Below are 14,915 nucleotides of genomic sequence, written 5' to 3' on the forward strand. Positions count from 1 at the left end.
CTTGGTACCAGGGTAAATGGAGCGGCTTCGGGATCGCCTGGCCGCTTCCTTTGTTTGATCCGAACGGCAAGGATGATCAGCCGATCGTCATCAAATTCGCATTGCCGCCCGCCGCGGCCGTATTCACGCTCACCGAGCGCTCCGTCAGCAACCGCTCGAGCGCGTAGTCTTCCGCGTCGCCGTTCTCGAACGCGCCCGCCGACACGCCCTGCACCGATACGATCGGGCCCGGGCGCTGCGCGACGTCCTTCACGAGCGTCTGCAGCTCGTCGCTGTCGCCCTCGAACAGCACCGCGTCGAACGGCGCATCGGCCTGCTTGCGCACGGCCGCGTGCACCTTCAGCGACGCCGGCAGCGCGGCCACCAGCGCCTCGCCCGCCGCGCCGGCGAACAATGCGCGGTTGCCCGTCGCCAGCACCGCCGCGAACTGCGCACGCGCGCCGCCCGGCGTGGCCGCGACACACAGCACGGTGCCGCGCGGGCCGAGTGTATACGTGTTTCGCTCGCCCGTCGGGCCGCTCAGCACCGCGGTCGCGCCGGCCGGCACCTGTGCGAGGTAGCCGTCGCAGCGCGCAGCGAGCGCCGGTTCGCGCTGCTCGATCAGCCAGTCGCGCAGCGCGGTGAGCGCTGCCGCCGGATTGCCGCGCGCATCGCCATCGACCGCGCCGTCCGCGATCAGCGACGCCGCGAGCGAACGCGGCAGGCCCGACGGACGCGTCGCGAGCAGGCGCTGCAGGTACAGCGCGCCGCCGGCCTTCGGGCCCGTGCCCGACAGCCCTTCGCCGCCGAACGGCTGCACGCCGACCACCGCGCCGATCACGTTGCGGTTCACATAGATGTTGCCCACGTGCGCATTCGAGATCACGTGCGCGATCGTCTCGTCGATCCGCGTGTGGATGCCGAGCGTCAGCCCGTAGCCGGTCGCGCGGATCTGTTCGAGCAGCTTGTCCAGCTGGCTGCGGCGGTAGCGCACCACGTGCAGCACCGGGCCGAACACTTCACGCTTCAACTCGTCGATGCTGCCGATCTCGATCAGCGTCGGCGGCACGAACGTGCCGTGCGCGCACGCGTCGGGCATCGGCAGTTGCGTGACCGCATGGCCCTTGTCCTTCATCGCCGCGACGTGCGTGTCGATCGTCTGCTTCGCTTCCGCGTCGATCACCGGGCCGACGTCGGTCGACAGCCGGTCCGGGTTGCCGAGCGCCAGCTCGTGCATCGCGCCCTTCAACATCGTCAGCGTGCGATCCGCGACGTCGTCCTGCAGACACAGAACGCGCAGCGCCGAACACCGTTGACCGGCCGAGTCGAACGACGACTGCATCACGTCCGCGACCACTTGCTCCGCGAGCGCCGACGAGTCGACGATCATCGCGTTCTGGCCGCCCGTTTCGGCGATCAGCGGAATCGGCTTGCCGTCCGGATCGAGGCGCGCGGACAGCGTCTTGTTGATCAGGCGCGCGACTTCGGTCGAGCCCGTGAACATCACCGCACGCGTGCGCGGATCGGCGACCAGCGCCGCGCCGACGGTTTCGCCCGTGCCCGGCAGCAATTGCACCGCGCCGGCCGGCACGCCGGCCTCGCGCAAGAGGCGCACGGCCTGCGCGGCGATCAGCGGCGTCTGTTCGGCCGGCTTCGCGAGCACCGTGTTGCCGGCGGCGAGCGCCGCGGCCACCTGGCCCATGAAGATCGCGAGCGGGAAGTTCCACGGGCTGATACAGACCACGGGGCCGAGCGGACGGTGCGTGTCGTTCGAGAATTCGCCGCGGATCTGCGCCGCGTAGTAGCGCAGGAAGTCGACCGCTTCGCGGATCTCGGCGATCGCGTTCGGCAGCGACTTGCCGGCTTCGCGCACGATCAGGCCCATCAGCGTGTGCATCTGCGCTTCGAGCAGGTCGGCCGCGCGCACCAGGCAATCGGCGCGCGCATCGACCGGCGTCGCCTGCCAGATCGGCGCGGCGGCCACCGCGTGCGCGAGCGCCGCGCTCACGTGTTCGGCCGTCGCTTCGCTGACCGTGCCGACCACGTCGCGCTGGTCGGCCGGGTTGCGCACGTCGCGCGCCGCGGTGTCGGCGAGCGCGTCGTCGGCGAGCATCGGCGCCGCGCGCCACGGGTGGTGCGCGCTCGCGAGCAGCGCGGACGACAGCGACGCGAGACGGTGCTCGTTCGACAGGTCGAGGCCCATCGAATTGGGACGCTCGTCGCCGTACAGGTTACGCGGCAGCGGAATCTTCGCGTGCGGCGCGCCGAGCGGCACGACCTTCGACGCTTCGTCGACCGGATCGGCGACCAGCTCCTTCACCGACACGGTCTTATCGGCGATGCGGTTCACGAACGACGTGTTCGCGCCGTTTTCCAGCAGGCGGCGCACGAGGTATGCGAGCAGCGTCTCGTGCGTGCCGACCGGCGCGTACACGCGGCACGGACGGTTCAGCTTGTCGCGGCCGGTGACTTCCTCGTACAGCGGCTCGCCCATTCCGTGCAGGCACTGGAATTCGTACTGGCCCGGGTAGTAGTTCTGGCCGGCCAGATGATAGATCGCGGCCAGCGTGTACGCGTTGTGCGTCGCGAACTGCGGATACACGGCGTCAGGCGCCGCGAGCAGCTTCTTCGCGCACGCGAGGTACGACACGTCGGTGTAGATCTTGCGCGTGTAGACCGGATAGCCTTCGAGGCCGTCGACCTGCGCCCGCTTGATCTCGGTATCCCAGTACGCGCCCTTCACGAGGCGGATCATCAGGCGGTGACGGCTGCGGCGCGCGAGATCGATCAGGTAGTCGATCACGAACGGGCAGCGCTTCTGGTAGCCCTGCACGACGAAGCCGATGCCGTTCCAGCCCGCGAGATCCGGGTCGAAGCACAGCGCTTCCAGCAGGTCGAGCGACAGTTCAAGACGGTCGGCTTCCTCCGCGTCGATGTTCAGGCCGATGTCGTAGCGGCGCGCGAGCAACGCCAGCGCGCGCACGCGCGGCAGCAGCTCGCTCATCGTGCGGTCCTGCTGCGAGCGCGAGTAGCGCGCATGCAGCGCCGACAGCTTGATCGAGATGCCCGGGCCTTCGTAGATGCCGCGGCCGCCGGCCGCCTTGCCGATCGCGTGGATCGCCTGTTCGTACGATGCGTAGTAACGCTGCGCGTCCTCTTCGGTCGTCGCCGCTTCGCCGAGCATGTCGTACGAGTAGCGAAAGCCGCGCGCTTCGTACTTGCGGCTGTTCGCGAGCGCTTCGGAAATCGTTTCGCCGGTGACGAACTGCTCGCCCATCAGGCGCATCGCCATGTCGACGCCCTTGCGGATCAGCGGCTCGCCGCCGCGGCCGATCAGGCGCGTGAGCGCCGACGACAGGCCGGCTTCGCTGTTGGTCGTCACCAGCTTGCCGGTGATCATCAGCCCCCAGGTCGCCGCGTTCACGAACAGCGACGGCGCGTGGCCGACGTGCGAGCGCCAGTCGCCCTTGCTGATCTTGTCGCGGATCAGCGCGTCGCGCGTCGCGCGGTCGGGAATGCGCAGCAGCGCTTCGGCGAGGCACATCAGCGCGACGCCTTCCTGGCTCGACAGCGAGAACTCGTGGATCAGCCCTTCGACGCCGCCGCCCGAGCTCTTCTCGCGCAGCGCCTCGACCAGCTTCGTCGCGAGCGCCTGCACGTCCGCCTGCAGGTTCGCGGGCAGGCGCGCCTGGCCGAGCAGGAACGGCACGCATTCCGGTTCCGGACGGCGGTATGCGGCCGTGATCGCCGCGCGCAGCACCGATTGCGGCTGCACGTTCTGCGCGAACTCGAGGAACGGATGCGGCGAGTTGTCGTCGTCGCCGTCCGCGGCCTGGCCGTCGGCGAGCTCCGTCACGCCGCTGTGGCCCGACAGCTCGGGCGGCAACTGGCCGTGCTCGATCCGCTCGAGATACGCGAAGATCGCCTGCTTGATCAGCCAGTGGGGAGTGCGCTCGAGACGCGTTGCCGCGTCTTTCAGGCGCGAGCGGAGAAGGTCGTCGACTTTGACGCCGAGAGTCGTGCTTGCCATGGTGGGTTCGTGCGCCGGTGCGAGCCCGGCAGTGTGGTGTAAGAGGATGCGCGAAATCCTACGGCACGCAATAAAAAGGTGCAACCAAATTGAGCGGTGGGTTGCACCCAGAAGTTAGTCAATATAATCAGCCACTTATGAGGTTGCAACCTAGGGGTTGCCCGTGGTCGAGGGCTCGGTGTTTTCCCTGATCGGCCGGCCCGGCACGCGCGTGCAACCCTCGGCATGCGCGGAAGCGGCCGAAAATGGGTTGCACTGGGGTGACGTAGCGAGGGGCCGGCGGCGGGTACGCGACGGGGAGAAAGGTTGGGCACCGACGGCGCCGGTGGCCCGATCCGGCACGCGCCGGACGTTTGCGCGCCGGGCGAGGGTTCGGCTATCCGGCGGCCCGATATCCGGCGACGCCGCGCGGCGCCCGCGCGGGCGCCGCTCAGATATCCAGCGGATCGACCTCGACGCTCCACCGCAGCACGCCCTTCAGCGCGCGCAGCTCCGGCTGCCATGCGCGCAGCGCATGCTGCAACGCCGCCCGCGACGCGCTTTCGAGCAGCAACTGCGCGCGGTGGACGTTCGCGACCTTGACGATCGTCATCGGCACGGCGTCGTACACGGTCACGCGATCGGCGCCGGGCAACCCCGGCAATGCGGCCGCGGCCTGCAGCAGGAACGCGAGCGCCGCATCGAGCGTGCGCCCTTCGGCGCGCAGCAGCGCCTGGTAGACGAACGGCGGCAGGTGGGCGTCGCGACGCTCGCCGAGCTGCGAATTCGCGAAGCCCACATAGTCCTGCCGTCCGAGCGCGTGGTACAGCGCGTGGCGCGGGTAGCGCGTCTGCACCATCACCTCGCCCGGCAGGCCGGCGCGCCCCGCGCGGCCGCTCACCTGCATCAGCTGCGCGAACAGCCGCTCGCTCGCGCGGAAGTCGTGCGAGAACAGCGCGGTATCGGCATTGAGCACGCCAACGAGCGACACGCGCTGAAAGTCGTGCCCCTTCGCGATCATCTGCGTGCCGACCAGGATGTCGACCTCGCCCGCGTGCACGTCGGAAAAAAGCGCCTGCGCGCTGCCCTTGCGGCGCGTGCTGTCCGCGTCGATCCGCAGGATCCGCGCGCCCGGCACGGCCTCCGCGAGCGCCTCCTCGATGCGCTGGGTGCCGCGCCCGAGCGGCGCGATGTCGACGTTCCCGCACTCGGGACACGAGCGCGGAATCCGCGCTTCCCAGCCGCAGTGATGGCAGCGCAGCGCATGCTCGGGCTTGTGCAGCACGACGTACGCGCTGCAGCGCGGGCAACCGGCCACCCACCCGCATGCGTCGCACGCGAGTTGCGGCGCGTAACCGCGTCGGTTCAGGAACACGAGGCTCTGTTCGCCGCGTTCGAGCCGCGCCTTCAGCGCCGCGACGAGCGGCCCCGACAGCCCGCCCATCGACGCGCGCCCGCGCCGCCGCTCCTCTTCGAGATCGATCAGCCGCACGGTCGGCAGCGTCGCGTCGGCCACCGCGCGGCGCGACAGCGTGAGCCGCGTGTAGCGGCCCTGCTCGGCCTGCCACCAGCTTTCGAGCGACGGCGTGGCCGAGCCGAGCACGATAGTGATGCCGAGCTGCTTCGCGCGCCACACCGCCAGGTCACGCGCCGAATAGCGCAATCCTTCCTGCTGCTTGTACGCGGGCTCGTGTTCCTCGTCGACAACGATCAGCGCGAGCGTCGGCATCGACGCGAGCACCGCGAGCCGCGTGCCGAGCACGATCCGCGCGCGGCCCGTGTGCGCGGCGAGCCAGTTGCGCGCCCGCTCGCCCTCGGCGAGCCCGCTGTGCAGCGTGACGATCGCATCGTCGGCGAGCGCGCCCGCGAAGCGCGCGCGAAACGCGGCCTCGAACTGCGGCGTCAGGTTGATTTCCGGCACGAGCACGAGCGCCTGCGCATTCGGCCGCGCGTCGAGCAGCGACGCAAGCGCATGCAGATAGACCTCGGTCTTGCCGCTGCCCGTCACGCCGTGCAGCAGGAACGGCGCGAAGCCCTGCGCCGCGCGGATCGCATCGAGCGCTTCGGCCTGCTGGTCCGTCAACGCCGGCGGCACAGCGCGTCCACTGCTTGTCGACAGGTTATCCACAGGGTTGACCACAGGCGCATCGGCCCAGCCGATCTCCTCGACGTCGACCCAGCCGCGCGCCGCCCAGTCGTCGAGCGTCGCGGCTGCCTTCGGATGCAGCGCACGCGCGTCGGGCAGCGCCAGCGAACCGGTATCGACCAGCGCCTGCGCGAGCCGGCGCAGCGCGGCGCCGCGCGCGGGCAATGCGTCGGGCAGCGCCGCGCGGCCGGCTTCGGTCGGCCGGTAGCGCACTTCCGGCGCGAGCAGCCGCCCCCAGCGCCCGGCATCGCGCAGCGCCTGCGGCAGCGCCGGTAACGCGACTTCGCCGCGCCCGCGCTGATAGTAGTCGGCGGCAAACGACACGAGCGCGAGCCAGTCCGCCGACAGCGGCGGCAGCTCCGTGCAGATCGTATCGACCGCGCGCAGCCGCGACGGCGGTACATCGGTATGAGTGGTGACTTCACAGACGAGCCCGACGGCCTGCCGCTTGCCGAACGGCACCTGCACGAGCGTGCCGGGCACGGGTGCCGGCTGCGCGTCGCAGCGATAGTCGAACAGCGTCGCGAGCGGGTGGTCGAGCGCCACGCGCAGGTAGGTGTCGCTCATCCACGCGCTCCGGCAGCGGCGGTCCGCAGCATACGGACGACCTGCAGCCGCGCCCGTATCGCGACGGCGAACTTAAAGTAAAACGTCAGATTCGGCGCTAAGTTTTGGATTCGCATTAGGAATCGCCGTATACCCTGCCCAGCCTGTGGATAACTTTGTTGAGAACTCGCCGTTCAATGGCCGCAACGCGCGCCGGGCTGTGCTTTCCGCTGTTTTTCGCCGCTTCCGGCGGTGCCCCGCGAAGCCTTATTCCATAAGGCTGCTATTCAAATTACCCCACCATAGCGAGACAAATTGACCGATACGGGGCTCTACCGCGCTGCAACGTGGAAAATGTGTATAAGTCAAGTCTTGACAAGCACCGAATCGCCAACAGGAGCGGGGTTGCGTCCTGTTTAGTTTCAAAAACGAAACATCGTCATCCCGCAGTGCAACATGACGGCGCTTGCGTTCAGCGCGCCGCTCCGCTACGGATCGCGCGGCTGTGGGTATGTACTTCGTCGACGAGTTCGGCGACGTGATCGGGCGACGTGAATTGCGAAATGCCGTGCCCCAGGTTGAACACGTGGCCCGGATGGTTGCCGTAGCTGTCGAGCACCGCGCGCGCCTGTTCGCGCACCGCGGCCGGCGGCGCAAACAGGATCGTCGGGTCGAGATTGCCCTGCAGCGCGACGCGCCCCGCGACGCGCTCGCGCGCGGCGCCGAGGTTGACGGTCCAGTCGAGCCCGACCGCGTCGACGCCGGTCGCCGCGATCTCTTCGAGCCACAGCCCGCCGCCCTTCGTGAACGTGATCACCGGCACGCGCTCGCCGTCGTGCTCGCGCTTGAGCTGCGACACCACGCGGCGGATATAGTCGAGCGAGAAGCGCTGGTACGCGCCGTCGGCCAGCGCGCCGCCCCACGTATCGAAGATCATCACCGCCTGCGCGCCCGCTTCGATCTGCGCATTCAGGTACGCGGCCACCGCCTGCGCGTTCACGTCGAGAATCCGGTGCATCAGGTCCGGGCGCGAATACGCCATCGACTTCACCGTTCGGAAATCGTCCGAGCCGCCGCCTTCGACCATGTAGCACGCGAGCGTCCACGGGCTGCCCGAGAAGCCGATCAGCGGCACGCGCTGCCGTCCCTGGCCGTCGATGAGCGCGCGACGGATCTCGCGCACGGCGCCGGTCACGTAGCCGAGCGTCTCCTCGATGTCCGGCACCGCGAGCTTCGCGACGTCGGCCTCGGTGCGCACCGGATGCGCGAACTTCGGCCCTTCGCCGGCCTGGAAGTCGAGGCCGAGCCCCATCGCGTCGGGAATCGTCAGGATGTCCGAGAACAGGATCGCGGCGTCCAGCGGGAAGCGCTCGAGCGGCTGCAACGTCACTTCGGTCGCGTAGTCGGGATTCTTCGCGAGACCGAGGAAGCTGCCGGCGCGCGCGCGCGTCGCGTTGTATTCGGGCAGGTAGCGGCCCGCCTGGCGCATCAGCCAGATCGGCGTGTAGTCGGTCGGCTCGCGCAGAAGCGCACGCAGGAAGGTGTCGTTGAGCAGGTTATGGGCCACGGTAGGAGCGACGATGCGAAGGCAAACCGGCATTTTACCGGACAGCCGTGCTCGAGCTGCGCATGCCGATGCGATGGCGGCCATATGACGCGCGCGATGGCTCCGTTATGATCGGACGCTCATATCGAACGAAACGAAGGAGGAGACCGATGAAGACATCCGTCACGCTTGCCGCGCTCGCCACCGCCGCCGCGTTTTGCTGCGCTGCCGCGCACGCGCAGGGGGCGACCCCGGCCACGCCCGCGAGCGCCGCGGCCGCCGGCTCGCGGCTCGACGACGTGCTCGCGCGCGGCACGCTGCGCGTGTGCACGACGGGCGACTACAAGCCGTATTCGTACTACCGCGCGGACGGCCGCTTCGAGGGCATCGACATCGACATGGCGGAATCGCTCGCGAAATCGCTCGGCGTGAAGACCGACTACGTGAAGACGAGCTGGCCGAACCTCACCCACGACTTCGTCGCGAAGTGCGACATCGCGGTGGGCGGCGTGTCGACGACGCTCGAGCGCCAGAAGCGCGTGTTCTTCACGCAGCCGTACGTCGTCGACGGCAAGACGCCGATCGTGCGCTGCGCGGATGCAGACAAGTACCAGACCGTCGCGCAGATCGACCGGCCCGACACGCGCGTGATCGTGAATCCGGGCGGCACCAACGAGCGCTTCGCGAAGCAGTTCTTCACGCATGCGAACCTGAGCGTCTATCCGGACAACGTGACGATCTTCAAGCAGATCCTCGCGGGCAAGGCCGACGTGATGGTGACGGATGCGTCCGAGACGCTGCTGCAGCAAAAGCTGAATCCGGGCCTCTGCTCAGTGCATCCGGACAAACCGTTCCAGTTCGGCGAGAAGGCGTACATGGTGCCGCGCGGCGACGTCGTGTTCCAGCAATACGTCGACCAGTGGCTGCATCTCGCGCTGTCGACGGGTGAATACCAGGCAATTGCCGACAAGTGGCTGAAGTAAGCGGACCCGCGCCACGGCGGCCGATCACGGGCATCGCCCCGCGGCCGCTGGGTCCCGACATCCCGCATGGAGCGGCGGTCGGCATGCCGCCGTTACACATTGCCGTCGCTGCGCCGGGCCTTCCGGTGGCGCGAAACCCGCCGAATTGGCCGAATGGCCGACTTCCACGCATTCCGATCACGTTTCAAAATCTTTCTGACGAATGAATCGTCATGCGCGGTATCGGTCGCGCCATGCACTTTCTCGCGTGAAAATCGGCAATTCATCGCGTCCGATACGCGTGAAAAACGCATCGCGCGCATACCTTGAAAACGCAGCGGAAAAGATGGGTAAATATGACCTTTTTCAGGACCCCGAAAACAGCAAAAAATCCCGGAAAGCCTTATCTGGCGGGCGTTACAACCTGAAACACTTTGTTACCGCCACGGGTCATTAATTCGCCCACAATGGGCCTCAACGGTTTCAACACGGATGCGGTCTCGTGTGCCAAGTGTGAGCGGACGCGAAGCGCTGCGAGCCAGTCGGTCACGTACCGAAGCCCTTCCGAGGGGCATCCCTGTTGGAGTCGTTTCCGGCCCCCCGCCGGATCCGGTTTCATCTTTGGTCTCCTCGCGCTAACCCCGTAGCGTGTGGTTTTTAGCGGGCTAATAAGCCCGCTTTTTTTCGTCCGTCGAAAACGTAGCCGGCTACACGGGACGGCCCGCAGGCCGCCACGTTTTTCCCGCGCTGTCCCGCTTCAAGCGGTCTTCTGCACGTCGAGCTTCAGTTCCTCGATCATCCGCTCGCGCATCACGAACTTCTGCACCTTGCCCGTCACCGTCATCGGCAGTTCGTCGACGAAGCGGATATAGCGCGGAATCTTGTAGTGCGCGATCTGCCCGTTGCAGAACGCGCGCACGTCGTCCTCGGTCATCTGCTCGTCAGCGCGCAGCACGATCCACGCGCACAGCTCCTCGCCGTACTTCGCATCGGGCACGCCGAATACCTGCGCGCTCTGGATCTTCGGATGCCGAAACAGGAATTCCTCGATCTCGCGCGGATAGACGTTCTCGCCGCCGCGAATCACCATGTCCTTCAGGCGGCCGACGATGTTGCAATAGCCGTCCTCGTCGAGCGTCGCGAGGTCGCCCGTATGCATCCAGCCGTCGACCAGCACCTCGCGCGTCTTCGCGTCGTCGTCCCAGTAGCCGAGCATCACCGAATAGCCCTTCGTGCACAGCTCGCCCGTCGCGCCGACCGGCACGATGTTGCCGCTCGGATCGACGATCTTCACTTCGAGATGCGGCTGGATGCGGCCGACCGTCGTCGTGCGCTTTTCAAGCGGATCGTCGGTCGAGCTCTGGAACGACACGGGGCTCGTTTCCGTCATCCCGTACGCGATCGTGATTTCGGACAGATGCATCTGCGCCACCACGCGCTTCATCGTCTCGATCGGGCACGGCGAGCCGGCCATGATCCCGGTGCGCAGCGTCGACAGGTCGAATGTCGCGAATTCCGGGTGATCGAGCTCCGCGATGAACATCGTCGGCACGCCATGCAGCGCGGTGCAGCGTTCTTCGGCCACCGCCGCGAGCGTCGCCACCGGGTCGAATGCTTCGCCGGGAAACACCATCGCGGCGCCCGTCGACACGCAGGCGAGCACGGCCAGCACCATCCCGAAGCAGTGATAGAGCGGCACCGGGATGCAGAGCGAATCCTGTTCGGTGAAACGCATCGCCATCGCGATCGAGCGCGCGTTGTTGACGACGTTGCGGTGCGTGAGCGTCGCGCCCTTCGGGCTGCCGGTCGTGCCGCTCGTGAACTGGATGTTGATCGGATCGTTGGCGTCGAGCGTCGCGCCGATCGCATCGAGCAGCGCCGGATCGACGGCCCGGCGGCCGCGCGCCATCACGTCCGCGAAGCGGAACATGCCGGCGGGCGCCGTCTCGCCCATCGACACGATCGTACGCAGGCTCGGCACGCGCGCCGCGTGCAGCTCGCCCGGCGTCGCGGTCGCGAGCTCCGGCGCGATGGTTTGCAGCATCTCGACGTATGCGGAACGCTTGAAGCGCTCGGCCGCGATCACGGCCTTGCAGCCGACCTTGTTCAGCGCGTATTCGAGCTCCGACAGCCGGTAGGCCGGGTTGATGTTGACGAGCACCGCGCCGATCCGCGCGGTCGCGAACTGCGTGAGCAGCCATTCGCTGCGATTCGGCGACCAGATGCCGACGCAGTCGCCCTTCACGATCCCGAGCGCGGCGAGCCCCGCGGCCAGCACGTCGACCTCGTGTGCGAATTCGCACCAGGTCCAGCGAATCTGCTGTTCGCGGAACACGACGGCCGGACGATCGGGAAAACGGCCGGCCGTGTCGAGCAGGAACCGGCTGATCGTCGCTTCGGATAGCGGCACGTCGGTCGCGCCGCGCACGTACGACAGTCCGTTTTCGGGCGCGATCAGCGCCCCCTTGCCAAGGTCTGCTGCCATCGATGTCTCCGTCCGTTTTCGTCTGATCGGCCCGACACGCGGGTCCGCTCCGCCGCCGTCGCGACGGATAGCCTCTCCGCGGATGATGCCGTGCGCGGCTGACGACACTCTGACATCGAATCGCGGCGGCCGGGTGGAATAGCACGACCGGACGATACGGTCCGGCCCGCAAAAAAACAGACGAAAACGACGGGCGAAAAAAAAGCAGCCCGAAGGCTGCTTTCTTTCGCGGGATACGCGCGCGGCTCAGTGCCGGCTGCGGATCTTCGCCAGACGCTGGATCGCTTCGAGCTGCGCCATCGCGGTCGCGAGCTCGGATTGCGCCTTTGCGAGGTCGAGGTCCGACTTCGCGTTCTGCAGCGTTTCCTCGGCACGCTTGCGCGCTTCCTCGGCTTTCGCCGCGTCGAGGTCCTTGCCGCGGATCGCGGTATCGGCGAGCACCGTCACGGCGCCCGGCTGCACTTCGAGAATGCCGCCCGCGACGAACACGAATTCGTCGTTGCCGCCCTCGACTTCGATGCGCACCGCACCCGGACGAATCCGGGTGATGAGCGGCGTGTGGCCCGGCAGAATGCCCAGCTCACCCGTTTCGCCCGGCAGCGCGACGAATTTCGCCTCGCCCGAGAAGATCTGCTCTTCCGCGCTGACGACGTCTACTTTGATGGTTGCCATATCGACTCCAATCTCATCCACGGGTTGAGCGTATTGCGGCCGGCGCGGGCGGCCGGCATACAAGTCATTGCTGACTTATTGCTCCGGCCGGCACACGCCGGCTTGCGACTCACTCAAGCCGTTACTGGATCTTCTTGGCCTTTTCGAAGGCTTCGTCGATCGTGCCGACCATGTAGAACGCCTGTTCCGGCAGGTGGTCGCACTCGCCGTCGACGATCATCTTGAAGCCACGGATCGTTTCCTTCAGCGGCACGTACTTGCCCGGCGAGCCCGTGAACACTTCTGCGACGTGGAACGGCTGCGACAGGAAACGCTGGATCTTACGCGCACGTGCGACCGACAGCTTGTCTTCCGGCGACAGTTCGTCCATGCCCAGAATCGCGATGATGTCGCGCAGTTCCTTGTAGCGCTGCAGCGTCTGCTGAACGCGACGGGTGATCGAGTAGTGCTCTTCACCGATCACGTTCGGGTCGATCTGGCGCGACGTCGAGTCGAGCGGGTCGACCGCCGGGTAGATACCCAGCGAAGCGATGTCACGCGACAGAACGACGGTTGCGTCCAGGTGGCCGAAGGTGGTCGCCGGCGACGGGTCGGTCAAGTCGTCCGCAGGGACGTACACGGCCTGAACCGACGTAATCGAGCCCTTCTTGGTCGACGTGATGCGCTCTTGCAGCTTGCCCATTTCTTCAGCCAGCGTCGGCTGATAGCCCACTGCCGACGGCATACGGCCGAGCAGTGCCGACACTTCGGTACCGGCCAGCGTGAAACGGTAGATGTTGTCGACGAAGAACAGCACGTCGAGGCCTTCGTCACGGAAGTGCTCGGCCATCGTCAGGCCGGTCAGCGCGACGCGCAGACGGTTGCCCGGCGGCTCGTTCATCTGGCCGTACACCAGCGCGACCTTGTCGAGAACGTTCGAGTCCTTCATTTCGTGGTAGAAGTCGTTCCCTTCACGGGTACGCTCGCCCACGCCCGCGAACACAGAGTAACCGCCGTGTTCCTTCGCGATGTTGTTGATGAGCTCCATCATGTTGACGGTCTTGCCCACGCCGGCACCGCCGAACAGGCCAACCTTGCCGCCCTTCGCGAACGGGCAGATCAGGTCGATGACCTTGATACCCGTTTCGAGCAGTTCGGTCGACGGCGACAGTTCGTCGAACGCCGGAGCCTTCTGGTGGATCGAGCGCGTATGTTCGCTTTCGATCGGGCCGGCTTCGTCGATCGGACGGCCGAGCACGTCCATGATTCGGCCGAGGGTCGGCTTGCCGACCGGCACCGAAATCGGCTTTGCCGTGTTCTTCACGGTCAGGCCGCGGCGCAGGCCGTCGGATGCACCCAGACAAATGGTACGGACCACGCCGTCGCCCAGCTGTTGCTGGACTTCGAGCGTCAGTTCCGAGCCATCGAGAATGAGCGCGTCGTAGATCTTCGGCATGCTGTCGCGCGGGAATTCCACGTCGATAACGGCGCCGATGCACTGTACGATCTTGCCTTCTACCAAAGCAGCAGTACTCATCGCTTTTCCTTTAAATACCTGATTCTTTACTCGCGCAAAGGCGCAGTTGTCGTCCCGGGCGCGCGCTTAAACAGCGGCTGCGCCGCCGACGATCTCCGACAGTTCTTTCGTGATCGCGGCCTGACGGCTCTTGTTGTATACGAGCTGCAGTTCGCTGATCACCGTCTTCGCGTTGTCGGACGCGGCCTTCATCGCGACCATGCGCGCCGATTGCTCGGACGCCATGTTTTCCGCGACGGCCTGGTACACCAGCGCCTCGACGTAACGCACGAGCAGTTCGTCGACGACTGCCTGCGCGTCCGGCTCGTAGATGTAGTCCCACGACGTCGCCGGCGTACCGTCATCGGCTTCGAAGTGTTCCGACGACAGCGGCAGCAGCTGCTCGATCACGGCTTCCTGCTTCATCGTGTTGACGAAGCGCGTGTAAGCGATATAAACCGCCGACAGCTTGCCTTCCGAGTACAGATCGAGCTGCGTCTTCACGGCGCCGATCAGCTTGTCCAGGTGCGGGGTGTCGCCGAGGTGCACGACCTGCGACATCACCTTCGCGCCGAAGCGGTTCAGGAACCCGAGACCCTTGCCGCCGATCGCGGTGGCTTCGACTTTCTGGCCCTTCTCTTCCAGCTCCTTGAACTTCTGCACCGTCGCACGCAGCACGTTGGTGTTCAGACCACCGCACAGACCCTTGTCCGTCGTGACGAGGATGATGCCGGCCGTCTGCGCGCCGTCGTTCGCCACCATGAACGGGTGGCGGTACTCCGGGTTCGCACGGCTCATGTGCGCGGCGATGGCACGGACCTTGTCTGCATACGGACGAGCGGCGCGCATGCGTTCCTGCGCGCGACGCATCTTCGATGCAGCGACCATCTCCATCGCCTTCGTGATCTTGCGCGTGTTCTGCACGCTCTTGATCTTGCCGCGAATTTCCTTCATTCCAGCCATAGCTTGCTCCTTTGCGCCCCGAGTTAGCGCTTTCGCGCTTACTCGGGGCTCATGCATCGCTCACCGAAGCGGCGCGGGCACATCAGCCCCCGCGCGGCCTCGGTGTGTCACT

The 14,915-nt window shown here is 66.8% G+C and carries 8 protein-coding genes; 1 reads left to right on the forward strand and 7 read right to left on the reverse strand.

Annotated features, from left to right (window positions below; all coding sequences use genetic code 11):
* Positions 1-76: 76 nt before the first annotated feature.
* From putA to hemE, 3 genes are all read right to left on the reverse strand, one after another.
* Positions 77-4,009, reverse strand: a complete 3,933-nt coding sequence (gene putA, locus A9Z05_RS14985; RefSeq protein WP_069618776.1) for a trifunctional transcriptional regulator/proline dehydrogenase/L-glutamate gamma-semialdehyde dehydrogenase — start codon at positions 4,007-4,009, stop codon at positions 77-79.
* A 430-nt stretch (positions 4,010-4,439) separates the two neighbouring features.
* Positions 4,440-6,701 carry a primosomal protein N' gene (locus tag A9Z05_RS14990; RefSeq protein ID WP_069618777.1) on the reverse strand — a complete coding sequence of 754 codons (2,262 nt, stop codon included), beginning with the start codon at positions 6,699-6,701 and terminating at the stop codon, positions 4,440-4,442.
* 451 nt (positions 6,702-7,152) lie between these two features.
* Positions 7,153-8,247, reverse strand: coding sequence for a uroporphyrinogen decarboxylase (gene hemE, locus A9Z05_RS14995; RefSeq protein ID WP_305143982.1), 1,095 nt, complete (start codon positions 8,245-8,247; stop codon positions 7,153-7,155).
* Between the two features lie 149 nt (positions 8,248-8,396).
* Here hemE and A9Z05_RS15000 point away from each other — a divergent pair, with 149 nt between their 5' ends.
* Positions 8,397-9,209: a transporter substrate-binding domain-containing protein gene (locus A9Z05_RS15000; protein ID WP_069618779.1), complete on the forward strand. Its 813-nt coding sequence runs from the start codon at positions 8,397-8,399 to the stop codon at positions 9,207-9,209.
* 736 nt (positions 9,210-9,945) lie between these two features.
* On the opposite strand, the gene A9Z05_RS15005 is transcribed toward A9Z05_RS15000, so the two are convergent.
* The 4 genes from A9Z05_RS15005 to atpG form a co-directional block, all read right to left on the reverse strand.
* A complete protein-coding gene (locus A9Z05_RS15005) occupies positions 9,946-11,673 on the reverse strand; it encodes an AMP-binding protein (RefSeq protein WP_069618780.1) in 1,728 nt (575 codons plus the stop codon).
* Positions 11,674-11,919: 246 nt separating this feature from the next.
* Positions 11,920-12,345, reverse strand: a complete 426-nt coding sequence (locus A9Z05_RS15010) for a F0F1 ATP synthase subunit epsilon (RefSeq protein ID WP_006477288.1) — start codon at positions 12,343-12,345, stop codon at positions 11,920-11,922.
* A 121-nt stretch (positions 12,346-12,466) separates the two neighbouring features.
* Positions 12,467-13,861 carry a F0F1 ATP synthase subunit beta gene (gene atpD, locus A9Z05_RS15015; RefSeq protein ID WP_034188169.1) on the reverse strand — a complete coding sequence of 465 codons (1,395 nt, stop codon included), beginning with the start codon at positions 13,859-13,861 and terminating at the stop codon, positions 12,467-12,469.
* A 66-nt stretch (positions 13,862-13,927) separates the two neighbouring features.
* The gene (gene atpG / locus A9Z05_RS15020; protein ID WP_034209645.1) at positions 13,928-14,803 is read right to left on the reverse strand and encodes a F0F1 ATP synthase subunit gamma; all 876 of its coding nucleotides are present in this window, start codon (positions 14,801-14,803) and stop codon (positions 13,928-13,930) included.
* Positions 14,804-14,915: the final 112 nt, after the last annotated feature.

The organism is Burkholderia sp. A2 (assembly GCF_001729305.1).
Taxonomy (GTDB): Bacteria; Pseudomonadota; Gammaproteobacteria; order Burkholderiales; family Burkholderiaceae; genus Burkholderia; species Burkholderia sola.

Bases quoted from the DNA above. Each gene is read 5' to 3' on its own strand.
- putA (WP_069618776.1), bottom strand. From the start codon at position 4,009: ATGGCAAGCACGACTCTCGGCGTCAAAGTCGACGACCTTCTCCGCTCG.
- A9Z05_RS14990 (WP_069618777.1), bottom strand. From the start codon at position 6,701: ATGAGCGACACCTACCTGCGCGTGGCGCTCGACCACCCGCTCGCGACG.
- A9Z05_RS15000 (WP_069618779.1), top strand. From the start codon at position 8,397: ATGAAGACATCCGTCACGCTTGCCGCGCTCGCCACCGCCGCCGCGTTT.
- A9Z05_RS15005 (WP_069618780.1), bottom strand. From the start codon at position 11,673: ATGGCAGCAGACCTTGGCAAGGGGGCGCTGATCGCGCCCGAAAACGGA.
- A9Z05_RS15010 (WP_006477288.1), bottom strand. From the start codon at position 12,345: ATGGCAACCATCAAAGTAGACGTCGTCAGCGCGGAAGAGCAGATCTTC.
- atpD (WP_034188169.1), bottom strand. From the start codon at position 13,861: ATGAGTACTGCTGCTTTGGTAGAAGGCAAGATCGTACAGTGCATCGGC.
- atpG (WP_034209645.1), bottom strand. From the start codon at position 14,803: ATGGCTGGAATGAAGGAAATTCGCGGCAAGATCAAGAGCGTGCAGAAC.